Origin of the sequence: Moorena sp. SIO3E8, assembly GCF_010692445.1 — a bacterium.
Classification (GTDB): domain Bacteria; phylum Cyanobacteriota; class Cyanobacteriia; order Cyanobacteriales; family Coleofasciculaceae; genus Moorena; species Moorena bouillonii.
In genome coordinates, this window is record NZ_JAAHHM010000002.1 from 1 (window position 1) to 1748 (window position 1748).

The 1748-nt window shown below is 42.7% G+C and carries 1 protein-coding gene; it reads left to right on the forward strand.

Going from position 1 to position 1748, the window contains the following annotated elements; translation table 11 throughout:
• Window positions 1-630 precede the first annotated feature (630 nt).
• Window positions 631-1368, forward strand: a complete 738-nt coding sequence (locus F6K46_RS00700; protein WP_293054988.1) for a hypothetical protein — start codon at window positions 631-633, stop codon at window positions 1366-1368.
• The last annotated feature ends 380 nt before the right edge of the window (window positions 1369-1748 follow it).

Below are 1748 nucleotides of genomic sequence, written 5' to 3' on the forward strand. Positions count from 1 at the left end.
TCTTTCATTCAAAAGCACCGATTGCGCTACTTGAGGTGCTGCGCGAACAGTAGCGTGGCACAGGCTTCGACCCTGTAAGGTAGCGCTAATCGCTGACCGCTGAAAGCTGACGGCTGAATGCTTACATGTTATGATAGCTTGTTTTACCCTATTATTACATCCCAATCTAGCGAAATTAGCAACATCACCGTCCAAATCAACCAGTTAGACCTGACAGGCTGGTACACTTCAGAATTGGAGATAGTGGCCGTTACTTTTCATCTAGGCGGTTCATCAACAGATTTAGTTGTTCGTGTTGCTTGTGGATGGTTTTGTTACCCTCCTGACCCTCCCAACACTTGCACGCTATGAATCTTTTGGCTCCTTATGTGATTACTCCGGCTCTGATCTTTGAATCCTTGTCATAATTTTATTACCATAATTTTTTTTTTTACAAGCCGTAAGTGATATATTGATGGGAACATCCAAATTTGGGAAATCTATCCCTAAAATTAACGATAATACTAGGGTTTAAAACCATAATTAAAAGTGTTATGTACAAAAATGGTATGCTTCTTAATTATTGATGATTGACGCTTGATAATTGCTAAATCTTAGCATTGCTTGATTCCAGGAAAGGAGATTAATTTAGTGGCAAATCAACTGAAACGCATCGCCATGTGGGCTAGTCCACGATGTCTTTCGACAGTTCTACTACGTTCTTGGGGAAATCGCCCAGATACCTTTGTGCAAGACGAGCCGTTTTATCCACATTATCTTTCAGTCACTGGTCGGAAAGACCCGGGAATGGAAGAAGTGCTCAACCGTTATGAAACAGACTGGGTCAAGATTGTAGAGCAAGTGACGACCGGGTCAATACCAAACGACAAATCGATCTATTACCAAAAGTTTATGATCTATCGACTCCTACCCCATATCGACATTAGTTGGGTTCCCCAATTGACCAACTGCTTTCTGATTCGTGAACCTCGGGAGATGCTCCTATCTTATCTTCGGCTATGGCCTAATCCGACATTGGAAACCATAGGGATGCCACGACTTAAGCAATTGTTTGAAATAGTCCGTGACTATTCAGGTGTCATTCCGCCGGTAATCGATGCCCGTGACCTACAGGAAAACCCACGCCATACTTTGTCCTTGCTCTGCGAAGCGGTAGAGGTTGAATTTACAGATGCGATGTTAAATTGGTCTAAAGGCAACCCAACCACTGATATTTGGTGTCAATATCAGTGGTATGACACGGTGAGAAACTCAACCGGGTTTCACCCCTACAAACCCAAAAGCGATGCCATCCCGGAGCGCTTTGAGGATCTTCTTTCCCAGTGCAATCAAATCTACAGGGAATTATACAAATATCGCCTTGTGTGACAACGAAGGGGTGACCAGCAAGCTCAGGGCAAACGCATCTTGTTGGGTAACCGGGGATAGTTATCAATAAACCCTGGCTTATGGTGCTTGTTGAGAAGATACTTTCCACATATAGTGTTTTTTTAATTTATAAAATACTATAATATAGCACTCAAAAAATTATTAGATGCGTTTGCCCTAGGGCTGTATACCTAAGGGTTTTCGGAACTTCAACCAATGGTATAACTTCACGGTAAGACCAGTTGCTAAGACGTCAGACAACTAGTATTTAGCTGGGACAAGCCTTTGAGCTGTTCCAAAAAAAATAACCCCTGAGTGTCTTGCTGTTAGATCACAGCTCGACCAACTAAGGGGTATCGATGGCTGAATTGCGTAAGCTA